This is a genomic window from Citrobacter sp. Colony219, assembly GCF_019382635.1.
GTDB classification, from domain to species: domain Bacteria; phylum Pseudomonadota; class Gammaproteobacteria; order Enterobacterales; family Enterobacteriaceae; genus Citrobacter; species Citrobacter youngae.
Genome location: NZ_CP080033.1, coordinates 3517808 through 3518161, shown reverse-complemented (window position 1 = coordinate 3518161; position 354 = coordinate 3517808). Strand labels below are relative to the sequence as shown.

1 pseudogene is annotated in these 354 nt (G+C 49.7%); it reads left to right on the top strand.

Annotated elements, in window-relative coordinates:
• Nucleotides 1–13: 13 nt before the first annotated feature.
• A pseudogene (locus JTI85_RS15800) lies at nt 14–354 on the top strand (hypothetical protein); the annotation flags it as partial.

Sequence of the window (354 nt, the reverse complement as noted above, 5' to 3'; positions counted from 1 at the left end):
GACGGACTAACCCATGACAACTAACAAACTAACAGACGAGCAGCGTTGGTGTCCTGACGTTGACCCTATCACGCGCTATCCATTATTCATGTGGATTAGCCACCCGGAGCTTGGTTACGTTCCTACCTATGGAGGTCCGTATGACAGCTACACCCTGACTGAACGTGACGAAAACGGAGAATTTTTCCGTCATCGATATGACCATGACTGTGGTGGCTGGGTTGAAGATGAGTATGTCGGGCTTATTGTTGTGGAGGATTGGCTACCAAAAAACCAGGTAGAGCTTGACGAATATGTGCGGGATAACCCCACGATAGAGCTACAGGAACGCCGCAAGGCTGATAGCACTGAGAC